The 22046-nt window shown below is 41.7% G+C and carries 19 protein-coding genes and 1 pseudogene; 16 read left to right on the plus strand and 4 right to left on the minus strand.

The window, feature by feature from the left end; all coding sequences use genetic code 11:
• The first annotated feature begins 170 nt into the window (after positions 1-170).
• From rpsN to BK584_RS22945, 8 genes and pseudogenes are all read left to right on the plus strand, one after another.
• The gene (rpsN, locus tag BK584_RS22910) at positions 171-440 is read left to right on the plus strand and encodes a 30S ribosomal protein S14 (RefSeq protein WP_078394888.1); all 270 of its coding nucleotides are present in this window, start codon (positions 171-173) and stop codon (positions 438-440) included.
• 57 nt (positions 441-497) lie between these two features.
• Complete coding sequence (locus BK584_RS22915) at positions 498-1865, plus strand: metal ABC transporter solute-binding protein, Zn/Mn family (protein WP_139365746.1); 1368 nt, start codon at positions 498-500, stop codon at positions 1863-1865.
• 439 nt (positions 1866-2304) lie between these two features.
• Complete coding sequence (locus BK584_RS22920; protein WP_078394890.1) at positions 2305-4035, plus strand: ABC transporter substrate-binding protein; 1731 nt, start codon at positions 2305-2307, stop codon at positions 4033-4035.
• Between the two features lie 87 nt (positions 4036-4122).
• Positions 4123-5079 carry an ABC transporter permease gene (locus BK584_RS22925; RefSeq protein WP_078394892.1) on the plus strand — a complete coding sequence of 319 codons (957 nt, stop codon included), beginning with the start codon at positions 4123-4125 and terminating at the stop codon, positions 5077-5079.
• Between the two features lie 12 nt (positions 5080-5091).
• The gene (opp4C, locus tag BK584_RS22930; RefSeq protein ID WP_078394894.1) at positions 5092-6021 is read left to right on the plus strand and encodes an oligopeptide ABC transporter permease; all 930 of its coding nucleotides are present in this window, start codon (positions 5092-5094) and stop codon (positions 6019-6021) included.
• 5 nt (positions 6022-6026) lie between these two features.
• On the plus strand, positions 6027-7019 hold the full coding sequence (locus BK584_RS22935; protein ID WP_078394896.1) for an ABC transporter ATP-binding protein: 993 nt from the start codon (positions 6027-6029) through the stop codon (positions 7017-7019).
• Complete coding sequence (locus BK584_RS22940; protein WP_078394898.1) at positions 7016-7984, plus strand: ABC transporter ATP-binding protein; 969 nt, start codon at positions 7016-7018, stop codon at positions 7982-7984. Before BK584_RS22935 ends, BK584_RS22940 begins: the two co-directional genes overlap by 4 nt.
• A gap of 96 nt (positions 7985-8080) precedes the next feature.
• A pseudogene (locus BK584_RS22945) lies at positions 8081-8866 on the plus strand (cupin domain-containing protein); the annotation flags it as partial.
• 122 nt (positions 8867-8988) lie between these two features.
• Here the strand turns inward: BK584_RS22945 and glpK are convergent.
• Both glpK and BK584_RS22955 read right to left on the minus strand, forming a co-directional pair.
• Positions 8989-10485 (minus strand): glycerol kinase GlpK, encoded by a 1497-nt coding sequence (gene glpK / locus BK584_RS22950; protein ID WP_078394900.1) that lies wholly within the window; start codon positions 10483-10485, stop codon positions 8989-8991.
• Between the two features lie 21 nt (positions 10486-10506).
• Complete coding sequence (locus tag BK584_RS22955; protein ID WP_078394902.1) at positions 10507-11211, minus strand: MIP/aquaporin family protein; 705 nt, start codon at positions 11209-11211, stop codon at positions 10507-10509.
• Between the two features lie 195 nt (positions 11212-11406).
• Here BK584_RS22955 and BK584_RS25235 point away from each other — a divergent pair, with 195 nt between their 5' ends.
• Both BK584_RS25235 and BK584_RS25240 read left to right on the plus strand, forming a co-directional pair.
• Positions 11407-12573: a glycosyl hydrolase gene (locus tag BK584_RS25235; protein ID WP_245808954.1), complete on the plus strand. Its 1167-nt coding sequence runs from the start codon at positions 11407-11409 to the stop codon at positions 12571-12573.
• Positions 12570-13181, plus strand: a complete 612-nt coding sequence (locus tag BK584_RS25240; RefSeq protein ID WP_245808955.1) for a hypothetical protein — start codon at positions 12570-12572, stop codon at positions 13179-13181. Before BK584_RS25235 ends, BK584_RS25240 begins: the two co-directional genes overlap by 4 nt.
• A 122-nt stretch (positions 13182-13303) precedes the next feature.
• On the opposite strand, the gene BK584_RS22965 is transcribed toward BK584_RS25240, so the two are convergent.
• Complete coding sequence (locus BK584_RS22965) at positions 13304-14002, minus strand: ArsR/SmtB family transcription factor (protein WP_078394904.1); 699 nt, start codon at positions 14000-14002, stop codon at positions 13304-13306.
• Between the two features lie 67 nt (positions 14003-14069).
• Here BK584_RS22965 and BK584_RS22970 point away from each other — a divergent pair, with 67 nt between their 5' ends.
• The 3 genes from BK584_RS22970 (at position 14070) to BK584_RS22980 (ending at position 16374) form a co-directional block, all read left to right on the plus strand.
• Positions 14070-14543, plus strand: a complete 474-nt coding sequence (locus tag BK584_RS22970) for a DinB family protein (protein ID WP_078394906.1) — start codon at positions 14070-14072, stop codon at positions 14541-14543.
• 47 nt (positions 14544-14590) lie between these two features.
• Entirely contained in the window at positions 14591-14797 is a 207-nt protein-coding gene (locus BK584_RS22975) for a hypothetical protein (protein WP_139365747.1), read from the plus strand.
• 359 nt (positions 14798-15156) lie between these two features.
• The gene (locus BK584_RS22980) at positions 15157-16374 is read left to right on the plus strand and encodes an MFS transporter (protein ID WP_078394910.1); all 1218 of its coding nucleotides are present in this window, start codon (positions 15157-15159) and stop codon (positions 16372-16374) included.
• Positions 16375-16531: 157 nt separating this feature from the next.
• Here the strand turns inward: BK584_RS22980 and BK584_RS22985 are convergent, their stop codons facing one another.
• Positions 16532-17362 (minus strand): helix-turn-helix transcriptional regulator, encoded by an 831-nt coding sequence (locus tag BK584_RS22985; RefSeq protein WP_245808956.1) that lies wholly within the window; start codon positions 17360-17362, stop codon positions 16532-16534.
• A 445-nt stretch (positions 17363-17807) separates the two neighbouring features.
• Between BK584_RS22985 and BK584_RS22990 the strand changes: the two genes are divergently transcribed.
• The 3 genes from BK584_RS22990 to BK584_RS23000 all read left to right on the plus strand — a co-directional run bounded on the left by BK584_RS22990 (position 17808) and on the right by BK584_RS23000 (position 22033).
• The gene (locus BK584_RS22990) at positions 17808-19160 is read left to right on the plus strand and encodes a gluconate:H+ symporter (RefSeq protein ID WP_078394912.1); all 1353 of its coding nucleotides are present in this window, start codon (positions 17808-17810) and stop codon (positions 19158-19160) included.
• Positions 19161-19333: 173 nt separating this feature from the next.
• Positions 19334-20812 carry a xylulokinase gene (locus BK584_RS22995; protein WP_078394914.1) on the plus strand — a complete coding sequence of 493 codons (1479 nt, stop codon included), beginning with the start codon at positions 19334-19336 and terminating at the stop codon, positions 20810-20812.
• Between the two features lie 216 nt (positions 20813-21028).
• Positions 21029-22033, plus strand: coding sequence for a TAXI family TRAP transporter solute-binding subunit (locus BK584_RS23000; RefSeq protein WP_078394916.1), 1005 nt, complete (start codon positions 21029-21031; stop codon positions 22031-22033).
• Positions 22034-22046 lie beyond the last annotated feature (13 nt).

The following is a 22046-nucleotide window of genomic DNA, read 5'->3' on the forward strand; positions in this document are numbered from 1 at the left end:
GTAGTCTTTTTAGGGTTATGTAAAAACGATCACATGTTTTTACAACTTACTAGTTGCGCAAAAGAGAAGAGGGTGCTATAATTCGTAATCATTACGATTTGTGTCGTTGTTGAATGATACATAGACTCAAGTGCGTGTGTAAACAATGATTTAAAAGTGAGGTTTAGTAGGTGGCTAAAAAATCAAAAGTCGCAAAGGAATTAAAACGGCAGGAGCTTATTGAACGTTACGCTGAATGTCGTAAAGCGTTAAAAGAACAAGGTGATTACGTTGCGTTAGCCAAATTGCCACGTGATTCATCTCCAATAAGGCTCACTAGAAGATGCAGGGTTACTGGACGTCCGCGTGGTGTTTTGCGCGAGTTTGAGTTGTCTCGAATCACGTTTCGTGAACTCGCACATAAAGGGCAAATACCTGGAGTAAAAAAAGCAAGCTGGTAAGGAACATATTTTTTTGTCTTTTTTAAATCGGAATGATTACGAAAGGGGTTTGTTGTTTTGAAGAAATTAATGGCATCAGCAAGTGTAGCTGTCTTATTTTTGCAAGCTTGCTCAAACGCAGAAACAGATTCATCGAACGAGGCGAGTGGTGATGAGGGAGTAGGCGAGAAGCTTACGATTATGACGTCGATTTTTCCTTTAGAGGATTGGACAAAGAAAATTGGTGGAGACTATGTCGATGTTACAAATGTTGTCCCTGTTGGAGCCGATGCCCATTCTTATGAGCCTACACCTAATGAAATGATCTCGGTCGCTGAAGCAGACGCATTCATATACAATGGGGCTGGAATTGAAGCTTTTGCAGATAGCATTGTTGGTGCGGTTGAAAACCAAGATGTTATCGTTCTTGAGGCGAGTGGTGGGGTTGATTTAATCGAAGACAACCATGATCACGATCATGACCATGGAGACGACAATCATAGTCATAGTGATGATGATCACGATCATGATCATGAGCATGGCGATGGAGACGACCATAGTCACAGCGATGGTGATCACGATCATGACAACGCGGGCATCGCCTATATCGACGGTTTGAGCGATCACTATCATTCAGGTGATGAGGTTCGTTTAACCGTCCGTGAAGAGGAAGAAAGTAGCCATGACCACTGGCATTGGTATACGCTTGCGCCAGGTGCTGATCCAGCTGATGATGAGGCATGGGAGGTCGTGCCTGACAACGGCACAGATACGTATGAAGGAACGGCCGAAGAGGATGATCAACAAATACAGGCGAAGCTTTTTAATGATGACCATGACGTCATCGCCCAAAGTGAGCCGGTAACGATTGCGATTGATGACCATGACGACGCTCACGGTCATGGTCATTCTCATGGTGATTATGATCCACATGTATGGCTGGATCCAGTGTTATCAGTTGAGATGGCTGAAGAAATTAAAACGTTACTCGTAGAGCTAATGCCGGAACAAAAAGCGTATTTTGAAGAAAATTTCGAAACGTTAAAGACCGATTTTGAAGAACTAGACCAAAGCTTCCAAGAACTTGCAGAGCAAGCTGAAAAAGATACGTTTATTGTTTCTCACGCAGGTTATGGGTATTGGGAAAACCGTTATGGGCTCAATCAAATTGGTATCGCAGGTATTTCTCCGACGAGTGAACCTTCACAAAGTCAGTTAGTGAAAACTATTGAGCAAGCAGAAGAGCTAGGTCTTGAATATGTTCTTTTTGAACCAAATATTACACCTTCAGTCGCACAAACAGTGCAAAGTCATCTAGGAGCTGAAGCTCTACCCATTCATCCGTTAGAAGCGTTAACGGATGAAAATGTTGAAGCTGGAGTCGATTATTTTTCATTGATGCATGAGAACATAGAAACCCTCCGAACAGCTTTATCAGCTAATTAAATAAATAAAAAAAGAGCTTTGCAGTTTATCTGCAAAGCTTTTTGTAATGACCCTCAAACTCAATTGAGGGGGGAGACTCGGGATGGATGAATTACCGAGTTTTGGATGATTCCTGTGCCTGTTTTAAATACTACCATACTCATCGGATAAGTAAAGGATTATTTTCGGAGAAATTTTCGTTTAAATGAGTGAACGGTTTCACTCTTATTAAAATGCTAAGGATTAACCTTGAATAGCTTGATTAATAAGTATTAATAGCGTTTTTAGATCAAATTTATCAAGCGCATATACAGAAACAGACGAACGAATTAATTGATTATTAGCGATGGTAGGATATAAATTCGCGTTGACTTATCGGAATTATGTGTTTTAATAAAAGTAGTTTCAAGAAATCAATTAATTTTACACAAAGCTCAGGGATAAAGAGGGAGGAAAAGCAATGAGGAAATGGAAAGTCGCTTTACCAGCAGTAGCCATTATAGGTTTTTTGGGAGCGTGCAACACGGAAATGACTGGAGATAGTAATGAGGAAGTGAATACTGATCCAGAAGAGCAACTCGTTGAAGCGAATGTGGTTGAGGATAAAAAAGTAGAGGCGAGTGATCCGACTTCATCTCCTGAATTGGCATTAAATCGGGGGAATACAGTCGTTGTTGGTTTGCAGGAACCTGGAGGCGTGTTCACGCCACATTTTAATACGAGTGGGTACGATGGCAATGTTCAAGCGGTTATGTTTCCGCCATTAATTGATATTAATGAAAATGGTGAACCTTTTGGACGATTGGCGGAAAGTTGGGAAGTGACGGATGATGAACTCACTTATACATATACATTACGTGACGAACTTAAGTTTGATAACGGTACAGACTTAACCGCGAATGACGTCGCTTTTACTGTCACTTTGCTTTACGACCCAAGTTATCCAGGAACGACGGATATTTCAGAAACGAATGTTGTTGGCGGGCTTGATTACAAAGAAGGTGATGCCGATGAGGTTTCAGGTATCAACGTTATTGATGATCAAACAATCGAGTTTACATTAGAGGAGCCAAATGCAAGAGCATTGACGATGCTTGGTGGAGTTGTCTTAAGCGAAGCGTATTACGGAGAAAACTATGAAAAAGGTGATTTGGATTATATTAGTGATTTCCATTTAAGCCCTGTAGGTGCGGGCCCATTTAAGTTTGAAGAGTACAATCCGGGTCAAGAAATTCGCTTTGAGTCAAATGAGCATTATTATAATGGAGAGCCAGAGGTTGATAGGTTTATCTACCGTACAACAGAGGGAGATTCTCAACAATTCTTCCAAACTGGAGAATTAGATTATAGTGGCTTTGCGGCAAATCAAGATAATTTCGATTTAATTGAATCAATGGGATTTGCCCATATCGATCTTTATACATCGTCGAACTATAGCTATGTTGCATTTAACCACGAATCCGAAAAATTTAAAGATCCTAATGTCCGCATAGCATTTAATCTCGGTCTCGATAGACAGTCTTATATTGACGCAAGATTCCAGGGATTTGCTCAACTTGCGAATGTGCCAGTTGCTCCGACTTCATGGGCATATACGGATGAAATCGAACCCTTTCCGTATGACCCTGATGAAGCAAAGCGCTTGCTTGATGAAGCTGGATGGGAAGAAGGTTCCGATGGTATTCGTGAAAAAGATGGTGAAAAGCTAACGGTTTACTTCTTCACGACTGATGGAAGTGGAGGAAATGATGTGTTTGTTACACTTGCTCAAGAAAATTATAAAGAAATTGGTGTCGATTTCCAAATTGAGCAAATGGACTTTAATGCGCTCCTTTCTCGTGTGGAAAATGGCGATCATGACCTAGTTTCGTTTTCAACAACGATGCAGCCTGATCCTCACATTGGCATACAAACCTTCCATTCCGGTCACACAGGCAACACATTTAGAGGTTATGAAAATGAAGAAGTGGATGTTTTAATCGATGCAACGGTTGCTGTAAGTGATCTCGAGGCACGTGCTGCTGCTTATCATGAGCTGTATGAGAAATTGCAAGAAGATCCACCTATGATTCTTTTAAATTACAACAAAGCACTCGCTGCAACAAATGCTCGTGTTGACGGCTTTGAACCAAATGGCTTCCGTGGCATTTCATTAAGTTTAGAACATTTAAACGTAAACGAAGTGGAGTAACCAGTAAGGTTTGAAATAAAGGAGGGTGGGACATTTGCGCCCTCCCTTTCTTATGGATGCTTACAGACGAGGCGAGGAGGCATTTTTATGAAAAGTTATTTTATGAGGCGAATCTTATATTTAATTCCCACGCTCATTGGGGCTTCGATTTTAATCTTTTTTTTGTATTCTTTAATTCCTGGCAATTTTATTGATACGGATCCTAATTTAACCGCAGAGCGAAAAGCGGAGTTGTATGCGTTATATGGTTTTGACCAACCAATTGTTATTCGGTATTTTATCTGGATCGGGAATTTGTTTCAAGGTGATTTAGGCTATTCTCTTCAGTTCCAACGGCCGGTGACTGAAGTACTTGGTAACTACATATGGAGTTCGTTTATTGTTGCTTTTGCCTCATTATTTCTTACTTGGGGGATTGCCATTGTTGTTGGTATTGTCTCTGCTACGAAGCAGTATTCATTTTATGATTCGGTTGTAACGATCCTTGTTTTTGCAGCTATGGCAACCCCGTCGTTTTTTTTAGGACTCATTGTCATTAAATTCTTTGCGGTGGATTTAGGGTGGTTTCCTGCAGGTGGGATGACGACTTCCGGCATGGATTATACTGGCTGGGCCTACGTAAAGGATGTTCTCGAACATATGATTTTGCCTGTTCTTGTGTTAACGATGCTCGGAATTGGCGGTTTAACAAGGTATTTTCGGACAAATATGCTTGAAGTTGTGAAACAAGACTTTGTCCGAACAGCTCGGGCGAAGGGGTTAAAAGAGAAGGTGGTCATCTATAAGCATGCATTAAGGAATGCTATGCTGCCTGCGATCACATTGTTCGCATTTGAGCTTCCAGCACTTTTTAGTGGGGCAATTATTACCGAACAAATTTTTAATTGGCCAGGGATAGGTGCCATTTACATGCAAGCATTTTCCGTACGTGATTATCCGCTCTTGATGGGCTTTACAATGTTTATTGCTCTATTGACGGTTATTAGCAACTTAATTGCCGATCTCCTTTACGGTGTAGCGGACCCGCGGGTTCGGGTAAGATAGGAGGATAAAAAAATGGAGAATCGTCCTGATATAGAGACAAAAACGCTTCAAATGGAACAGAAAGGCCATAAATCTTCTTTGTGGAAAGAAGTTGGCAGACGTTTTATAAAAAAGAAAATTGCGATGTTTGGTTTTATTTTTTTGTTATTCATTTTTTTATTTAGTTTTGTCGGGCCGTTGTTCTCACCGTATACAACAGCAGGAACAAATACACAGATGATTCACCAACCACCTAGTATGTCTCATTGGCTTGGGACAGATCATTTAGGTAGAGATGTGTTGACTCGGCTGATGCTTGCTGGTCGTATTTCATTGACGGTTGGGCTTGGTGCAATGGCGCTCGCTGTATCCATTGGTGGATTGCTAGGAATGTTGGCAGGCTATTATCGTGGAATCATTGATCAAGTGGTTATGAGATTTGCTGATATTTTAATGACATTACCAGGATTGCCTCTGCTATTTATTATGGCAGCGGTCATGTCGGAATGGCGCGTTCCAGCAGAACAACGACTTTACATTGTCATGATCATGTTGAGCTTAGTAAATTGGCCTGGACTTGCTCGTCTTGTTCGCAGCCAAGTACTAAGTTTAAGAGAACGAGAGTTCATGCAAGCGACAGATGCGCTTGGTCTGAGAGATCGGCGTAAAGTATTAAATCACCTGCTGCCAAATGTCTTGCCACTTCTCATCGTGACAGCTACATTGAGTGTTGGTGGAGCGATTTTAAGTGAATCCGTTTTAAGTTTCTTCGGATTAGGTGTTGTGCCCCCTACCGCTTCGTGGGGAAATATGATTAATACAGCAAATACATTAATTGATTTTACAAATCGTCCGTGGTTATGGATCCCACCAGGAATTGCCATTTTTGCAACGGTTATTTCAGTTAACTTACTTGGTGATGGTCTGCGAGATGCGATTGATCCAAATATGAAAGGTAGGTAATCATCATGGAAAGCCAAACACCTGCTTTGGAATTAAAAAATGTAAGCACCTATTTTCAAGCAGAAGCAGGACTTGTTAAAGCGGTTGATCAAATCAATTTTAAAGTCGGGCATGGAGAGACGGTATGTGTTGTAGGGGAATCTGGTTGTGGTAAAAGCGTAACGGCTATGACGATCATGGGACTCGTCCAGCAACCAGGTGTGGTTTCAGGAACGATTACACTTGATGGAAAAGAATTAAGCGCGTTGCCAAAAGGAGAAATGCGTAAGTTGCGTGGGAATGAACTCGCAATGATCTTTCAAGAACCGATGTCCTCATTAAATCCGGTTTTGACAATTGGCGAGCAAATAATGGAACCTTTGCTCGAACACCAGCTTATCTCAAAAAAAGAAGCGAAGAAAAAAGCGCTTGAGTTAATTCAGATGGTTGGAATTGGGAGAGAAGAGCAGATTTTCCGTTCTTACCCTCATCAAATGAGCGGAGGCATGTTGCAGCGAATTATGATTGCAATTGCCCTTAGTTGTGACCCGAAAATGTTAATAGCGGATGAACCAACGACTGCACTTGATGTAACCATCCAAGCACAAATATTAGACTTGTTAAGAAGTTTAAAAGAAGAAAAAAAGATGTCGATGCTTCTCATTACCCATGACTTGGGAGTTGTTGCAGAAGTGGCAGATTATGTGGTCGTCATGTACGCAGGAAAAGTGATTGAACAAGGTCCGGTAGAAGCGATTTTTGAAGAGCCAAAACATCCTTATACAAAAGGCCTGCTTCAATCAAAACCAATTCTCGGTTCGCGTAGAAAAAAATTATATACAATCCCTGGCCAAGTGCCAAATTTAATGAACTTATCTCCTTCTTGTTATTTCGCTGATCGGTGTGAGCATTGTATGGATGTGTGCACGGTGAAACGGCCAGATTTAAAGCAAGAAGGGGAGGCGCGCAATCATCAAGTTGCTTGTTGGCTATATGATTCGGAGAAGGTGGCACAATGAAGCAGCCAATTGTAACAATAGAAAGCTTAAAAAAAGAATATGCCTCAAAAGCGAGTTTTTGGAACCGCCATTCTGAAGTAGTAAGAGCAGTCGATGGCGTTAGCTTTTCAATCGAAGAAGGAGAAACCTTTGGATTAGTCGGGGAATCAGGTAGTGGCAAAAGTACGATCGGAAAATCCGTTTTGCGCCTTGAAGAAATTACAGAAGGAACTGTCGAATACAAAGGACAAGACTTGCATCGTTTATCTAAGAATGAGATGAGGAAACTACGACCGAAGCTCCAATTCGTTTTTCAAGATCCATTCAGTTCGCTAAATCCTAGGTTGCGTATTGGAGATGCTTTAGCTGAACCGTTAATTGACCACGGACTTGCTTCAAAAAAGGAAGCCTATGATAAGGTTTTGGAAACGATGGAGCTTTGTGGTTTGCCAGCTTATCATATGAATAAATTTCCTCATGAGTTTAGTGGCGGACAACGGCAACGTATTGGGATTGCAAGAGCTGTTATTATGGATCCGGAATTTATCGTTGCCGATGAACCTGTTTCTGCCTTAGATGTTTCGATTCAAGCACAGATTATTAACTTGTTCCAAGAACTGCAAGAAAAGAAAAAGATGGCATTACTGTTTATTTCTCATGATTTAAGCGTCGTCGAGCACCTTTGTACAAGAATAGGTGTGCTTTATTTAGGTACAATGATGGAAATGGCAAGTCGGGATCAATTGTATGAAAATCCGCTCCATCCTTACACGAAGGCGCTTTTATCCGCTGTTCCCGTAGCTGACCCGAAAAAACGTAAAGATAGGATTGTCTTAAAAGGAGATATTCCAAACCCTGCTTCTCCCCCGAGTGGCTGCAAATTCCATACCCGCTGTCCATTGGCGATGGAGGCATGCAAGTCAACTGTGCCTGTTTTTAAGGAAGCGGAGCCAGGTCACTATGTTGCTTGCCATCTTGTTGAGTGAAAGCAAGCGTTAAGCCTCCTACGCGTCTTTCCTGTTGTATAGGAAAAGGATTGAATGAATAAAGATGGAAGAAGATAGATTGATAGGGGGGAGGGTATGATGGAAACGCCAAAACCTATTCGATGTATACCGCACACAATTCGTAGTGACGGGGCGGGGGGAATCGACCGAGGACCACGGAACATAGCTCGTGACCGCCAAAATCCGAATATCCTTGTTCCACCTAAAACCGATCGTGGACTGATTCCAAATTTGCGCTTTTCATTCTCTGATGCTCATATGCAATTAAATCATGGTGGTTGGTCAAGAGAAATCACCGAAAGGGATTTGCCGATTACAACCACGCTTGCAGGTGTAAACATGAGCCTGACACCTGGGGGAGTACGTGAACTTCACTGGCATAAGCAAGCGGAGTGGTCCTATATGCTACTTGGGCGTGAGCGAATTACAGCTGTTGACCAAAATGGGAGGAACTTTATTGCGGATGTTGGACCAGGAGACTTATGGTATTTTCCTCTTGGCATTCCTCATTCCATTCAAGGGTTAGAAGAAGGATGTGAGTTCTTGCTAGTCTTTGATGACGGTGCGTTTTCTGACTTAAGCACATTATCGGTATCGGACTGGTTTGCCCATACTCCCAAAGAAGTGCTATCTGCTAATTTTGGCGTTCCAGAAGCAGCGTTTTCCTATATTCCTCCTGATCAAGTATATATTTACCAGGCTGAAGTTCCTGAATCGTTACCATCGCAAGAGGTTCAGTTCCCGAATGGCACAGTGCCGCAAACGTTTAAACATGAATTGTTTAAGCAACCTCCTTTAAAAACGCCAGGAGGAAGTGTACGCATTGTTGATTCTCGTTTTACAGACGTGCTTCGGAAGGTGAAATGGCCGGTCGTTTCGTACCCAGGTTTTACATTACCGCCATGTGTAGAGAAATAAAACAAAAGAAAGCAGCGACCGTTGTTTAAAACAACAGCCGCTGCTTTCTTTTCGTTAAAAAATCATTATGGCTTAAATGCCATCGTCGCATCGACAGCTTTTCTCCAGCCGCCATATAATGCGTCTCGTTCTTCGTCTTTCATTTTTGATTCAAAGGAGCGATCCATATTCCACTTACGAGCAATGTCTTCTTTGCTTTTCCAGACGCCAACTGCAAGTCCAGCAAGGTAGGCTGCGCCAAGCGCAGTTGTTTCGGTAACGGTTGGAATTTCAACTGGGGCGTCAAGCAAATCACTTTGGAATTGCATTAAAAAGTCATTGGCAACTGCACCGCCATCAGCACGTAGTTTTTTTGATTCAATACCCGCATCTGACTCCATTGCTGCCATCACATCTTTTGTTTGATAAGCAAGAGATTCAAGGGTCGCGCGGACAATATGGGATCGTTCTGTCCCACGCGTCAGACCAAACATTGCTCCGCGTGCCTCGCTGTCCCAATAGGGAGTGCCTAGTCCTACAAAAGCAGGAACGAGGTAAACGCCGTCGGATGACGTGATTCGAGTGGCAAGCTCTTCACTTTGGGGAGCAGATTCAATAATTTCAAGGCCGTCCCGGAGCCATTGAATGGCTGATCCGGAAACAAATACGCTGCCTTCAAGAGCATACTCCACTTTTCCATCAATGCCCCAAGCAAGTGTTGTTAAAAGCCCGTTTTTTGATTCCACTGCCTTGTCTCCTGTATTCATGAGAATAAAGCAGCCCGTTCCATACGTGCTTTTAACCATTCCTTTTTCAAAACATGCTTGGCCGAAGAGAGCAGCGTGTTGATCGCCAGCAACTCCAGCAATCGGTATATTTTCACCGAAGAAATGGTAATCAACTGTTTCTGCATACACTTCAGAAGATGACCGAACTTCTGGTAGCATTTGTTTAGGTACATCAAGTAGTTCAAGTAGCTCATCGTCCCAATGTAAGTCATGAATATTGTACATGAGTGTCCGCGCCGCATTTGTATAATCAGTAACGTGGGCTTTCCCCCCGCTCAATTTCCAAATAAGCCATGTATCGATTGTTCCAAATAAAAGATCGCCTTTTTCTGCTCGTTCTCTTGCTCCGTCTACATGATCAAGAATCCATTTTGCTTTTGTTCCAGAAAAGTAAGGGTCTAACAACAATCCAGTTTTCTTACGGAATGTATCATTTAATCCAGCTTCACGTAAGTCTTTACAAATGCTTTCTGTTTGTCTTGACTGCCAAACGAGTGCATTGTAGATTGGTTTGCCCGTATGTTTATCCCAAATGACCGTTGTTTCTCGTTGGTTTGTAATGCCGATGCCAGCAACGTTCCGTGGTTCAATATCTGATTCTGTAAATACTTCAGTAACGACGGCGAGGACAGACGTCCAGATTTCATTAGCATTGTGTTCTACCCAACCTGGGTGAGGGAAATATTGTTTAAACTCACGTTGAGCCGTTTTCACTATTTCACCTTGATTGTTAAAAAGAATTGCTCTCGAACTTGTTGTTCCTTGATCAATTGAAAGAATGTAAGATTTAGTCATGTTTACTGTCTCCTTTTTAAATTAGAATAAGAGTGTGAAAAGAAATGCACCAACGACTCCGCCTGTGATAGGTCCGAGAATAGGTACCCATGAATACGCCCAATCAGATGGGCCTTTTTTATTAATTGGCAAGATGGCATGAGCGATTCGTGGCCCGAGGTCACGAGCAGGGTTAATTGCGTAACCTGTTGTTCCACCAAGAGATAAACCGATTGCAATAATGAGTACACCAACGATAATTGGATTTAAACCGTCGCTAAACGTATTTGCGCCAATGGCGAGTAAACCAAAAACCAACACAGCTGTACCAATTAATTCGCTTATAAAGTTGGATGGAAGATGGCGAATTGCTGGTCCGGTTGCAAAAACACTAAGTTTTGTACTTGGCTCATCCGTTACTTTCCAATGTGGATAGTAATGAAGGAATACAACAACCGCCCCTAAGAAAGCGCCTGCAATTTGCCCTAGTATGTAGCCAGGAACTTGCGCCCAGGGAAACTCCCCAATTGCTGCAAAGCCAATCGTAACGGCAGGGTTTAAGTGGGCTTCGCTTACTGTGCCTGAAACGTAAACTCCTAATGCGACGGCAAACCCCCAACCAAGGGATATCGCTACCCAACCAGCCCCCTCTGCATTTGAGCGTTTTAAATTAGCTCCGGCGACAACCCCAGCACCAAATATAATTAGGATCATCGTCCCTACTAATTCAGCAATGATTTCTGCCAATGTAATTCCCCCTTATGTGTAACAATCATTTCAAATTGTTTGTCTGAATCGTTAAATAGAAAAAAGGAACAGATTTTTTCCACAGATCACCTAGGACTCTGTAAAAAAGGCTGCTCCTCAAATGCTCATCAGCTCTTATTTAACTTGTTCCCCGATTATACATTGTCGAAGGTTATTTGTAAACGGATACAATATATGGTTAATAATAGACAAAAAAAGGGTGTACATCAAATATGTATTCATCCTAAAAGAGAGGTAGAACTAGAAAGCTATGTTGTTCCACAGTTGCTTGAGCAAACAATTTTTACGATTCGAGGAGATATGCAACTGCTTCCAAACACAGAATTCGAAACATCACTCCAATACACAGGTGTTTTACCAAGCTTGCCAAACGTTGGAACGGATACGGAGCGTTTAAATGGGTATCTTCAAGACGCTCAAGCTGATTATCCAACCGGTCAAGATACGTATGAACTCGGTAAGTATTTAGGAAAACTAGCAAATCTTGCCCCAATTGCTGATCAAACTGGCGAGACTGAGCTTGCTAATTCATTTCGTGACGAACTGCAGTCCAACCTTGAAGAGTGGCTCGTTGCTACAGGGGGAGATGGGGGACTAAAAAGCGAAAACCTATTTTACTACAACGAAAACTGGGGAACGTTACTTGGGTATCATGCAGCCCACGGTTCGGCAGTACGCATCAATGACCACCATTTTCATTATGGCTATTTTGTAAAAGCAGCGGCTGAGATTGCTCGTGTAAACCCAGACTGGGCAAGCGATGAAGAGTGGGGCGGCATGATTGATTTGCTGATCCGCGACTTTGCGGCAGGGCGAGACGATGAGATGTTCCCGTACTTACGGATGTTTGACCCGTATTCTGGCCATTCGTGGGCAGACGGTCTTGCGACATTTGATTCTGGCAATAACCAAGAATCGTCTTCTGAAGCGATGCATGCTTGGACGAATTTAATTTTGTGGGCTGAAGCAACAAATGATGACGAACTACGTCACCGTACCATTTACTTGTATACGACGGAAATGAGTGCAATTAATGACTATTTCTTTGATGTTCATGACGAGATCCATCCAGATGCCTATCAGCCTGAAATTGTAACGATTAATTGGGGCGGTAAAATGGACCATGCAACATGGTGGAATTCCGGTATGGTTGAAAAATACGCAATTAATTGGCTCCCGATCCATGGTGGCGCATTGTATCTAGGGCATCACCCAAATTATGTCGAACGTGCTTACAATGAATTGTACACGCGCAACGGATCAACTGATTGGAATTGGTGGGCAAACATGGTGTGGGCGTATCGAGCGTTCACTGATCAAGTGATGCTGTTAGCCAAATGAATGATAAAATTGATGACTACGGAGAATTTAACCCAGGTGATGAAAGCATCATCGAACGGGGAAATACAAAAGCACAAACGTATCAATGGGTCACAAGTTTGAACGCTCTTGGCCAAGTCGATCCGACCGTACATGCTGACACCTCAACATATGCAGTCTTTAACAAAGACGGCGAGCGTGTGTATGTTGCCTATAATTATAGCGATGCGCCAACAACGGTGACATTTACAGATGGGTATACAGTGGAAGTAGCGGCAAACAGTTTCTACACAAATGCCGATTATGATGTGCCTCCAGTAGAACAACCAAATCCAGAACCTGGTCAGCCAGAAGATGGTGATCAACGAGATCATGCCCATTACTCAGTAAAGGTGACTAAGGAGAATAATCAAGCGAGTGTGTTGTTTGCTCCAAAGGCAACTGCGCGTTACGTAGATATTCATTACCGTTTAAGTGGTGGCGATCAACAAAACTTCCGTATGAATGAAACAAGTGGTGAATGGGTTCATACAATTCAAGGAATCAATGATTCTGACGACTTGATGTATAGATTCACATACGAAAGAGAAGGCCCTCAGTATGAAACAGAGTGGTATACGTTTGGGTAGTAACAACATCGAAAACGCGCGAATAGCGCGTTTTTTTGTGAGTGTTTATAAGAAGCTTCTCCAAAGGATGATCGTTTCAATAGTGTCAACACGCAACGTTTCTATAATTTGCTTCTCTGTTTTCATTGTCTAGTCTTTAACTTGATTCCTAAGAGTTCTTGTAAAGCGCTTGCTCCTTCTTCTGTTATGGATACGGCACGGCTATTTTCTGCTTTTGTTAGCCATCCTTTTGAGAACAGAAGTGTAGCAATTTGTGCGCCTAACCAACCAGAAATATGGTAGTGACGCTCACTCCAGTCGAGACAGGGTTTTGCAAAAATACGTCTGGTTGTTTGAGCTTGCTCTGTATTAATCCCTACAAGAGAGAACCATTCTGCACCTAGTGGTGTGACATCATACGTCTTATCCTTTTCAATAATTAGTTGCTTGTGAAGCAATGCTTCTGTGATCTTTACACCAAGTTCTCCAGCCAAATGATCATAGCATGTACGGCCGTTTTTCAAGCGCTTAAGCTTGTCTGATTGGCGTAAAGATTGAACGTGTACAGGCGGTGCGATTGTTCCTAGTTTTTCAATTAGTTCTGCTACTTCTTCATTAGCGAGCTTATAGTATCGGTGGCGACCTTGATGTTCAACAGCAAGCATCTTTCCCTCAACTAATTTTGACAGGTGAGAGCTCATTGTCGGGTGAGAAACGCCTGCAAGGGAAGCCAATTCAGTTGCAGGTCTAGAGCTACCGTCCATCAAGCTTTCTAAAACAATTCCTCGAGTAGGTTCTGACAAGAGTTTAGCAGTATATGAAATATTCGGATATACATTCATAGTTCGATCATACCCTAAATGAATTTTCGCTACAATTGTAATAAGCAAATATTTAGGAGGAAATTAAATGAATGCAATTGAACTAACTAAGATCAATGTAAAAGAAACACGCCGTCGCTCAATAAAACTATGGAAGTCGCTCCCAGATTGTTGGTTAAGCTGGCGACCAGACAAAGAAGCGATGTCTTTTGGTGAAATGATACGCCATGTATGGAGTGCAACTCCTCAATACCAACAAATTCTTGAAAACAGTGGGTCTATTGCTGGCTCAATCGAGTTCTCTTTTGAGAAAGAGCCCATTCTTTCTGTGGAAAAAGAGATTCAATTAGCAGAGCCTTATTTTGAAGCATTTCTTTGTTACATAGAAAGTCTTGAAGTAAGCGAAATGGACAAGAAGTTGATTGATCGCGCCGATGTAGGTTATCAACGCCATTTAGGGGATATGTTATTGCGAATTGCTTATCATGATGCGGTTCATGCAGGGCAATTTCTACAATATCAACGTATGGTAGGGTTAGATAGACCGTTAATATGGGATTAGTAGGAAGGTGATAGGTAGCGATGTATAATTAGATGGAAGGTGAATGTATGCTTATTAGGCAAATGGAAAACAAAGATAAAAAGAAAATTATCTCTTTAGCAGAACGTTTTAGCGATATTGTTTTTATGGGGTATCGCAACATCGAAAAAATGAAGAGAAAACAAACGGAGCTTGCACAAGCATCCGTTGAAGCAGATGATTCAACAATCTTTGTGGCAGAGCAAGATGAAATTCTCTTAGGTTATACGAGTTAAAGGAAGAAATCGATTATTTTACAGCAGAGAAAACAGCTTACATCTCTGCTGTGGCTGTAGCTTCATCTTGAGAAGGTAAAGGTGTAGGAAAGCAACGGATGCATAGAGCAGAAAAATGAAGTAAAGAGAGAGGATTAAAACAAATTGTGCTTGATGTGTTTAAAGCAAATGAGCGAGCGGTAGATGTCTATCGTCATTTAGGGTATGAAGAGGAGATTGTGAAGATGGTGAAGGTCATTGAGTAATAACATAAGTTTTACTTCTAACTTCTCATTCATCTTGCTTTATATTCTTACAATATCTGTGAAGAACCCGATTGTTTCTTCCCTTATGCTTTAAGTAGGGGAAGGAGTTTATTGATGTATATTACTCTATTCAAAAACAATCAATCACTCGTTTATTATCTCGGAAGTACAGCCATTTCAAATGTAGGCAATGTGATGACAGGGCTCGCATTTTTGTTCTTAGCGTTCGAGCTAACTGAATCAAGCATGCACGTTACGGGTGTGGCGATGTCGCAAGTGTTACCATACTTGTTGTTTGGCCTAGTTGGTGGTGTGATTGCCGATTGGATTCCGAAACGTAAGTGGATGATTGCAATGGATCTCTTGCGGGTACCGCTGCTTTTAGTGCTGGTGATGTTGCATTACATGGAAATGCTAGCCTATGGGCATTTAATCGTCGTGAGTTTCACGAATCACGTGTTTGGGTGTTTCTTTAATCCAGCGCATCGGTCGCTCCTACCTTTAATTACAAGCGATGTGGAGCGAACGGCGGCGAATAGTTTGGTTGATACGGTAACACGGGGAATGACGGTGCTTGGTCCGATTCTTAGTGTGTTTTTAATGAACACGATTGGCGTCATTCATTTCTTTACGCTTGATGCACTCACATTTTTGGGAAGTGCGTTGTTGTTAGCGAAAATCAAGCTTAAAGAAGAGAAAGGCAAGCCAATTTCTGAAATGAAGCGAACCGCTATTGTTCTTTCCTTAAAGGAGTTTGCTGTATGGTTAATAGGACATGGGACGATGCGGCGCTTATTTGTTGTGACAGGGGCGATTGTGTTTTTGAATACGTGGGTGTGGCAAGTAGGGCTGTTGCTTATACTAAACGAAACAATGACAAATGGAAAAGCATTGTATAGCTTTTTACTAAGCTGGTACGGAGCCATTGTTATTGTCGTTAACCTTGTGATTCCTTATTTTATTAGAATATTTACAATGAACATCTATTTGATTAGTTCATTTATTTGGGGTATCGGCATTGTGCTAATCGGATTTGCACAAGTCATGCCAGTTTATTTTCTTGGTGTCTTCATCGCTGCCCTAGGCTTACCACTATCGGGGCTAGCACGCGTGTATTTATTGCAAAAGCATGTGCCAACAGAGAAGTTAGCTCGTGGCTTTAGTTTTAATGCCGTGTTGTTGTATTTGGCCAACCTCGTTTCGCTAGGCTTCTTTGGGCTTCTGTCAAAGTTTGTATCAACATACATCCTTTTTCTTTTTTGTGGAGGAATGATGGTGCTTGTTTCGATCTTATTTATCAGGAGAGTGGTTCAAGCAGAACGGTCAGTCTGATCGTTCTGTTTTGTTTGAAAGAAAAGTGAACAAAAGGGGAGGCGGATGTAAGGGCAAAGGATGAAAGTCGAGACGATAGGTCTTCAGAAAACAAATTAACGGATGCCTTTAATGTGACGAGGGTCACTGGACCCCACTCTTGGAAAAAGAACGCTTCTCATTTCTGTGCTAATAATCTAAATTGGCTAGGAGTCAAACCATATTGATTTTTAAATAAGCGGTTATAGACGCTGGTAGAAGAGAATCCGCAGTCTAGTGCGATGGAAAGAATGCTCTTACGCGTATATAACAACTGTTCTTGGCTCCGAATGATTCGATAAAGTTGAAGCCAGGTATAGGGAGCCACGCCTATGTGTTCTTTAAAGGAGTGGGCGAGTTGGAATTTCTCCATCTGTGCTACTTCAGACATGTCAGCTAAAGACCAAGTTTTATTGTAACTTTGTTTTAGTGCATCCAAGAGGTTATAGAGTTGAATATGCAAGGATTTATATTGACGAATAGGAAGATCATCTAACTGAGAACCGACTGCGTTTTTTGCAAGAAGAAGAGAAAGCTGTGTGAAACTATGTTCAAAGAATAGTTGTAATGATGTATTTGATGAACGGTCTTCTAGATGTAAATATCCAACGATTAAGCGAACCCATTGTGATAATAGAGAATGCTGTTGGATTGTTGATGCAAACTGAACGTCAAATGCTAGAGGTCTGATTGCTTTTGCAGTCTCATTAAGGAGGGTTGCATCTAGCTCAATCAAAAACTTCGTTTGATCGACTTGCAGTTGCTTATGTTCGTCGTATGGATTTAGTAGAACAAATTGTCCCTCCTTCAGCTGCATTGACTTTGACCTTGATTGATAAGTCATACGTCCATTTAGTGCATAAATGAATTTATAAGATTGATCCATACGCCAATTGCTTTCTTGTGCGAATGTATTTTTTAGTAAGAATAAGCCAGAAGGTGATGTGAAAAGTGTGTTTGCATCATTCATTGCTGTCCCTCGCATTATGTAGTCTGGACTGAGTATATCATATTTAAGGAATAGTGAGAAAATAGCAATCTGGATATTTTGTATTAAAAGATAGTACAGAACATACTGAAATCTAATGCAAAGGTTTACATAATCGAACTATTTGATTACAATAGCAAATATATATATTTTTTGACTTATAGGATCGATAGTTCAGTTGTTCGTTTATATAAGGCGATTTATATGGTTTTAATTGAAGCTATGAATGCGATATAAACAATTAAAATCCTCTATGCAAGCGTTTGCAAAAAAGAGGGTTGTTAGGGGGCTAAAGGAAAAATAGTGATAGGAAGAATCATATACGAGGATACTTGATTTGTAAGACTAACAGAAACTAGAACCATACATAGAAATAGAGATACCTTGTTACGAAAGACAAGGAGATAGATAGAGGAGAGTTTCCATTATGCCATTGCTTATTACTGCATTAGGGGTATTACTTCTTTTGCTACTAATCATGAAGTTTAAAATTAATACGCTTATTTCTTTGTCGATTGTATCATTTGCACTAGCGATCGCCCTCGGGATTCCTATTCCAGACATTGTTGTTGCGATTGAGGATGGTCTTGGAGGAACGTTGGCAAGTGTAGGGTTAATCTTTGGTTTTGGTGCAATCTTAGGTAAGCTTATCGCTGATGCAGGTGGAGCGCAACGAATTTCTACGACATTAATTGCTGCTTTTGGGGAAAAAAGAATTCAGTGGGCGGTTGTTTTAACCGCATTTATGCTTGGGATTGCTCTCTTTTTTGAGGTTGGACTTGTTTTATTGATTCCGATTGTTTATCAAATTTCAAAACAAGTAAATATATCCTTCCTTTATTTGGGATTACCGATGGTGACGGCATTGTCTGTTACGCACGCTTTTCTTCCTCCACATCCTGGTCCAACTGTTATTGCCGGAGAATATGGTGCAGATATCGGTATGGTATTAATTTATGGTTTTATTATTTCAATTCCAACGGTATTAATTGCGGGTCCTCTTTTCACAAAATACGCACAGAAATTTGTTCCGAGTGCGTTTAAAAAACAAAACAATAGCTCGATGGCGGCTCTTGGTGACGCTAAGCCAATGCCACTAGAGGAAACACCTGGATTCTTCAAAAGTTCAATTACTGCTCTCTTTCCGGTATTGTTAATGGGTTTTGCGACGATCGTAAATTTTTTGCAGGAAGCGACAAATCTTCCTTCGAATCTATTATTTGAGATCATCGCATTTATAGGTACACCAACAGCAACGATGTTTTTGTCACTCTTGTTTGCTTTATATACAATGGGGATTTCACAGAATCGGACAATGACACAGTTAATGGAATCTGCAGAGTCATCGGTAAAAGCAATTGCGATGATCTTACTTATTCTTGGAATGAGTGGTGCATTAAAAGAGGTATTAATTGTTGGTGGTGTAGGTGATTATGTGGCAACTCTTTTTATTGGAAGCGCATTATCCCCTATCATCCTAGCATGGTTGATTGCAGCGCTTATGCGTATTGCACAAGGTTCGGCTACGGTTGCTGCGTTAACAACCGCAGGACTTGTCATCCCTCTTATGGAAGGGGCTGACGTAAACTTAGCACTTATGGTACTTGCAACTGGAGCTGGTAGTGTCATTGCTTCTCACGTAAATGACACAGGCTTCTGGATTATTAAAGAATCCTTTGGATTAACAATGAAAGAAACGTTTGCGACATGGACGGTATTAGAAACCCTTATTTCCGTTTGCGGACTGATGTTTGTTTTATTGTTAAGTGTGTTTGTTTAATAGAAAGAAAGGCTTCAAATTTGTATTACATATTCTAATTAAGCCCCTGCTTGAAATGAGGGGCTTTTTCGTGTGATTACAGTAGTACATTTTTTACCGCTTATCCTTTTCGATGACTTGATCAAAAGCCTACGTTATAATGAGCAAAACGTTACAACAATAGAGGTGGCAGGATGGAGAATATTGCGGCTTTTGACATTGGCACAACGAATATAAAAGGGGTTTTAATCGAAAAAGATGGTTCTTATCGACTGCCCCTAACACATTCATTAAGAACGATTTTTGGAGAAGGGGGAACGGTGGAGCAAGACCCAAATGAATGGTGGGAAAAGCTGTGTTCTATTACTGTCAATTGGTGGGGTAACGGCGTTGAACCTGACTCCATTAAAGCGATTGTGATGAGTGGACAGATGCAAGATTTTATACCAATTGATCACACAGGAAACCCTGTCAGACCGGCTATTCTTTATTCGGATGGTAGGGCAAAGGCGCAAGCTGAATTCATTGATAAGACATTGCCTTTTATCCAGGAAAAAACGGGTAACCATTTTGACGGAACGATGGTGTTGCCGAAGATTTGTTGGTTGGTAGAGCATGAACAAGCCACTTATGAAAAAACGGCTGCTTTTCTCGTAAACGCAAAAGACTTTGCCATCTATAAGCTAACTGGGCAAGCGGTGGCTGATCCAGTGACGGGGGCAACGACTGGAATGATGGACTTGCATAAAAAAGAGTGGCTGTTTGAATGGTTTGAACAGCTAGGTCTTGACGAAAGCAAGTTGCCCACACTTCTATCTCCAAATAGCGTCGCTGGAGAAGTGTTACATGGTGCCGGTGGATTTGCAACAGGTACGCCTGTTCTATCTGGGTCAGGTGATGCAGGGGCAACCTCGATGGGGGCAGGGGTACTAAACACAGGTTCAAAGTATGCCTACATTGGTTCAACAGGGTGGGTTGCATATGCGACAGAAAGCGTGTCACAAGCGGAAAAAGGCGTTTTTCACCTTGTCCATTTTTCGGAAGAGTCCTACCTTGCGATTGCACCAATACTTAATGCGGGCAACGTTCATCGCTGGGCTGTAGAACAGTTTATGAACGGTAATTATTCGGCATTTGAACAAGCTGTGAACGAAACGAAAGCAAGTGAAACGACTCCTCTCTTTTTACCTTATCTAAATGGTGAACGTTTTCCTGTACAAGATATGAATGCGTCAGGGAGCTTTATGAATTTAAAGGGCACAACTACGAAAGAAGATCTTTGCCGCAGCGTATTAGAAGGAGTCGCGTTTGCTTTGCGCCAGACGATGGAATTGTTGCTCGGAGAGGCCAATGACGAGGTGCCATTTACGTTAATTGGTGGTGGAACAAAAAGCGAAGCATGGTGCCAAATTATCGCTGACGTCTGTGGACGTGCTGTTCATGTTCCGGAAGATGCTGACTTCATACCATCTTTAGGAGTTGCTGCTGCGGGGTTTTGCCACTTAAATTGGTGTGCGAACTATGAGGACTTTAACACGCGTATCATCCAATCGATTCCTAAAAAAATATACAACCCACAAGAACGTTCACAAGAAGTGTATTGCAGGTTGTATAAGAAATTTACCCGGCTGTATCCTCTTGTACAATCATGGACAAATGATTCAGGAGGATAGCTAAAAAGGATGGTAAAACAAACACTGATCTTTTTGAATAGCCTCTACATAGGGGCTTTTTTTGTGTTTTTACGAGCCTTGCGCAGGTGATAGACGAAGTCGTTCTAATCACATGCAATTAAAAAAAGACTGAAAAAAGGACTTGCTTTTCTTTTTTTGAAAGTTGTATACTTGCCTTACAACTTTAATGAAGCGCTTTCAAAAAGGGGGATGTATATGTTTGCGAAAAAGCATGCATGGATTGCCGGGACAACCATGAGCATACTGCTGCTCGTTGCGTGTGGAAACGAAGACAATCAGTATTATTCAATTGCGACTGCTTCAACAGGAGGAACGTATTATCCAATTGGGGTAGGCATGGGCAATTTATGGACAGAAGAACTAATTGATCAAGGCATTCGAGTAACAGGACAATCGTCAGCTGGATCGGTTGAGAACATTGATTTGCTGCGTAAGGAAGAAGCGCAGTTTGGTATTCTGCAAGGGTTGATTGCGGACCAGGCTTACAGAGGCATTGGCATTTATGAAGGAAATGGCTATGAAGATTTGCGTTCCATTACGATGCTTTGGCCTAATGTTGAGCACTTTGTGTTAATGAACAACGAAATTGCAAACGGTGATATTTCTGATATCGAAGGATCGTCGTTTTCAATTGGACCACAAGCAAGTGGAACAGAACAATCAACCAGGGCATTAATTAATGGTATTGGCCTTAGCGTGGATGATATCTCGCCAGATTTTTTAGGGTATGATGATACCATTTCGTCGATGCGTGATGGTCGACTTGATGGTGGTTCACTTCCAGCGGGTGTTCCAGTTACTGCGATTACAGACATGTACGCGAGCGGTGTAAGGGCTTCAGTCCTCGATGTAACAGATGAGCAACTTGAATCGATCAATGAGGATTACCCAGTTTTTTTTCGTTATGAAATAGAAGCGGAAACGTATCCGCGCCAAGAAGAGGCCATTCAAACGATTGCTCAATCGAATGTGCTTGGGGTTGATAAAAACCAGGATGCTGATTCAATTTATTTGCTGACAAAAATCTTATTTGAAAACCTCGATAAAATGTATGAAGTACATAACTCTGCACGGGAGATGTCGCTAGATACAGCGTTAGTTGGTGTGTCGGTTCCGCTACATATTGGCGCTTATACCTATTTTGTTGAGCAAGGTATTGAGATTCCAGATGAATTAGTACCGCCTGAAGCAGGCGAATGATGGGAGGGAACCT

Source organism: Shouchella patagoniensis (assembly GCF_002019705.1).
Taxonomy (GTDB): Bacteria; Bacillota; Bacilli; order Bacillales; family Bacillaceae_D; genus Shouchella; species Shouchella patagoniensis.

Bases quoted from the DNA above. Each gene is read 5' to 3' on its own strand.
- opp4C (WP_078394894.1), top strand. From the start codon at position 5,092: ATGGAGAATCGTCCTGATATAGAGACAAAAACGCTTCAAATGGAACAG.
- BK584_RS22970 (WP_078394906.1), top strand. From the start codon at position 14,070: ATGAATGCAATTGAACTAACTAAGATCAATGTAAAAGAAACACGCCGT.
- BK584_RS22975 (WP_139365747.1), top strand. From the start codon at position 14,591: ATGCTTATTAGGCAAATGGAAAACAAAGATAAAAAGAAAATTATCTCT.
- BK584_RS22925 (WP_078394892.1), top strand. From the start codon at position 4,123: ATGAAAAGTTATTTTATGAGGCGAATCTTATATTTAATTCCCACGCTC.
- BK584_RS22980 (WP_078394910.1), top strand. From the start codon at position 15,157: ATGTATATTACTCTATTCAAAAACAATCAATCACTCGTTTATTATCTC.
- BK584_RS25235 (WP_245808954.1), top strand. From the start codon at position 11,407: ATGGTTAATAATAGACAAAAAAAGGGTGTACATCAAATATGTATTCAT.
- BK584_RS25240 (WP_245808955.1), top strand. From the start codon at position 12,570: ATGAATGATAAAATTGATGACTACGGAGAATTTAACCCAGGTGATGAA.
- BK584_RS22995 (WP_078394914.1), top strand. From the start codon at position 19,334: ATGGAGAATATTGCGGCTTTTGACATTGGCACAACGAATATAAAAGGG.
- BK584_RS22940 (WP_078394898.1), top strand. From the start codon at position 7,016: ATGAAGCAGCCAATTGTAACAATAGAAAGCTTAAAAAAAGAATATGCC.
- BK584_RS22920 (WP_078394890.1), top strand. From the start codon at position 2,305: ATGAGGAAATGGAAAGTCGCTTTACCAGCAGTAGCCATTATAGGTTTT.
- BK584_RS22985 (WP_245808956.1), bottom strand. From the start codon at position 17,362: ATGAATGATGCAAACACACTTTTCACATCACCTTCTGGCTTATTCTTA.
- BK584_RS22990 (WP_078394912.1), top strand. From the start codon at position 17,808: ATGCCATTGCTTATTACTGCATTAGGGGTATTACTTCTTTTGCTACTA.
- glpK (WP_078394900.1), bottom strand. From the start codon at position 10,485: ATGACTAAATCTTACATTCTTTCAATTGATCAAGGAACAACAAGTTCG.
- BK584_RS22965 (WP_078394904.1), bottom strand. From the start codon at position 14,002: ATGAATGTATATCCGAATATTTCATATACTGCTAAACTCTTGTCAGAA.
- BK584_RS23000 (WP_078394916.1), top strand. From the start codon at position 21,029: ATGTTTGCGAAAAAGCATGCATGGATTGCCGGGACAACCATGAGCATA.
- BK584_RS22935 (WP_078394896.1), top strand. From the start codon at position 6,027: ATGGAAAGCCAAACACCTGCTTTGGAATTAAAAAATGTAAGCACCTAT.